Consider the following 2,717-nt stretch of genomic DNA (forward strand, 5'->3'; position numbering starts at 1 on the left):
TCGACGTTGAGCTGACGTTGCGGTTTGCGCCAACGAACGGCAAGAGTGGGCAGGTAAGCAGGCATTCCCCGTAGGCGCGGTCTCCGCCCGAAGCACGCATCCATGAAGGCGCCACCGAACTGGCGCAGTGGGCGGATAGCGACCGTTGGCCGAACGGCGGGAACGGGGGGAATAGCGGGCGTAGAAAGCAAACAAGGAAAGCTCAGTGTCCGCCCGGAGGAGACGTTCGCGAACGCCTCAGCGAACCAGCCGCAAAGGGCTTCAGTCCCTCAGGAAGAGGCTGAGCTCTTCGAAGAAGCGATCGGACGCCGCCTCATGCTCGAGGAACAAATGGTTTCGACCGGGCAAAGCGACGAAATGAGCGCCGGAGATACCGGCGGCCAGTTGGCGTCCGGCATAGAAGGGAACCATTTGGTCGTCCCGCACATGCATAACGAGGGTCGGCACCTTCACTTTCGAGAGCAGATCGATGATATCGAAATCGTTGACGGCATCGAAATACCGAACGGCGCACTCGGGAGAGGTCGTTCTCAGTTGCAGCTCGTTGAAAATGTCCGCCTGCTCATGCGTTGCTCCCGGGATGAATAGCCCTGTGAAGATTTGCCGAAAAGTTGGATTGTCCGCGCCCCATCCGAGCCGCATCAAGGTCGTCATCGCATCGCGTCTTTCTTTCTCGGCGGGAGAGCGCCGCTTTCCCCCAAGCGCGAACGCGCCGTACAAAATTAGGTGCGTCACGCGTTCCGGGTGCCGCACTGCGTAGGCAACCGATATCGCGCCGCCTTGGGACATTCCGAGAAGCGGGAAACGCTCAACGGCGGCCCTGTTTACGACTGTCTCGAGGTCGGTCACCCAGGCGTCTAGCGACAGCGTGTCAACGTCCCAGTCGGACAGGCCGTTGCCTCTCGCGTCGTACCGAATGAGGGTATGATTACGCGATAGCCCGCGAAAAACATGCCGCCAAATCGGGCTCTCCCAATCGTATTCGAGATGGTTCATCCAGTTCCCCGCCTTCACCAAAGGCGGTCCACTGCCTGAAATCGCATAGGCAAGGCGCACTCCATCAGGCGCCCGGCAATATTTGATCGTCTGCGCGACGTTCGCGTCGTCGAGCGTAGGGGCCTTGCCCGTTTTGTCCATATAGTCGATTGCGAATACTTCGACCGCCCTGGCGATATTTTTCAGTTTTTGCTGACCGAGGGTTCGGAATCCGAAAGCAAGCTTTCCGCTGATCTGATCGTAGACGGCGCGGGATATTGAGACGCCCCCGGGCTCGCAGATGCTCTCGAGCCGCGCCGCGATGTTCACCCCGTCGCCCAAAATATCGTCGCCGTCGACCAGCACGTCGCCAAGATGGATGCCGATGCGATAGACGACCCGCCTCGCTTCGGGCGCACCGACGTTGCGTTCGACCATCATGTTCTGGATCGTCACGGCGCATTCGACGGCGGCGACGACGGAGGGAAACTCCAGCAAAAGACCATCGCCCATGGTCTTGACGATCCGTCCGCCGAGACCCTGAACGATCGGAACCGCCGCTCGACGATGCTCGCGCACCACCTTTGCTGTGCCCGCCTCATCCTCACTCATCAGACGGGAATAGCCGACAACGTCGACGGCCATAATCGCAACAAGTTTTCGGACCTCGGCCACGGTGCTCCTCCGCCATTGGCGGAAACTATAGCACGATTCACTGAAAAGAACCGTCCGAGGCGCGCTCTGAAGCGATTTGGCCGAATGTAAGCGAGGCCGAAGTCCGCTTTGGGTCGAGACTGCGTGAAAACCTCGATGTTCATTAGGGCGTGCGAATTTCGAGGTCCTCGCAATCGCGCTTGCTTGCGCGGTATAGGGGATGAGGCCGTCCTTGGTCACCTCAGGTCGCGGCCAAGAAAACAAGCGGCTGCGCTTGCGCGGTTCCTTCCTACTGGCGCAAAGTGGAGGTCGCTCGTCCACCAGCCGCGCAAGCATGTCGCCGACCTAATTCGGCGGACCACTCGCCAGTAGGAGAGACACGCGATACACGCCGTCCTCCTTACCGAGGAGGAACACACTGGTCGGCAAATCTCCGAACGACGTGGGCGGCTCGTCGAAGACTACACGCAGCCGTTCTGTGACCGGCACGTTAGGGTCTAGCCCTAACAGGCTCTTTGCTTGTTGCAACCCGTCGGCCGGAAACGGCTCAACCACGGCCGACCGGATTGGGCGACCGAAGCAGTAACGGATCTGGGCCAGCATCATTCGTTTGCGGATTGGACGGGCTCCCTTCCACTCGACCAGCCTCTCGAAGGCGTCAAGATCATGCGTGGTCAGCGCCCTCGTTACGTACGCTACAACTTCCTCGGCGCTGTTTGGCAGAGGAGCGGGCCGCGCCTCGGCTGTGTTTGCTTCGGACGCCGATCCGGAGATCGAACCGGTCACGGCCAAAACGACCGTGAAGAGCAGCGCCGAGACGACAATCGCGATGCGTTCGTCGATCATTGGGGCACCCATTGCTATTCGGCTATTCGGAACACCCAGACCACTCCACCTTGCGGTGCGATGTTGGGTGACCTCCCGTCGGGCAAGAGTTTGGTAATTTGATCGCGCACACGCTCAGCGTCCACTCCCCAACCCGCCTGCACAGCGACGTATTGCACGTTATCGACCATGAAGGTGGACGGCGTACCGATCACGCCGGAGTTCAGCGTCATCTCCCAAAGAACCTGTCCGGTCTTGCCATC

2 protein-coding genes and 1 pseudogene are annotated in these 2,717 nt (G+C 60.0%); all 3 read right to left on the reverse strand.

Features of this window, described 5'->3' with window-relative positions:
* Positions 1 to 261: 261 nt before the first annotated feature.
* Positions 262 to 1,965: an alpha/beta fold hydrolase gene (locus tag ACLP25_RS23210; protein ID WP_442471495.1), complete on the reverse strand. Its 1,704-nt coding sequence runs from the start codon at positions 1,963 to 1,965 to the stop codon at positions 262 to 264.
* A gap of 9 nt (positions 1,966 to 1,974) precedes the next feature.
* On the reverse strand, positions 1,975 to 2,475 hold the full coding sequence (locus tag ACLP25_RS23215) for a hypothetical protein (protein WP_442471496.1): 501 nt from the start codon (positions 2,473 to 2,475) through the stop codon (positions 1,975 to 1,977).
* A 14-nt stretch (positions 2,476 to 2,489) separates the two neighbouring features.
* Positions 2,490 to 2,717 (reverse strand): annotated as a pseudogene (locus tag ACLP25_RS23220) (PQQ-dependent dehydrogenase, methanol/ethanol family); the annotation flags it as partial.

The sequence above is a fragment of the Roseiarcus sp. genome (assembly GCF_052145395.1).
Taxonomy (GTDB): Bacteria; Pseudomonadota; Alphaproteobacteria; order Rhizobiales; family Beijerinckiaceae; genus Roseiarcus.

Bases quoted from the DNA above. Each gene is read 5' to 3' on its own strand.
- ACLP25_RS23210 (WP_442471495.1), bottom strand. From the start codon at position 1,965: ATGCTTGCGCGGCTGGTGGACGAGCGACCTCCACTTTGCGCCAGTAGG.
- ACLP25_RS23215 (WP_442471496.1), bottom strand. From the start codon at position 2,475: ATGATCGACGAACGCATCGCGATTGTCGTCTCGGCGCTGCTCTTCACG.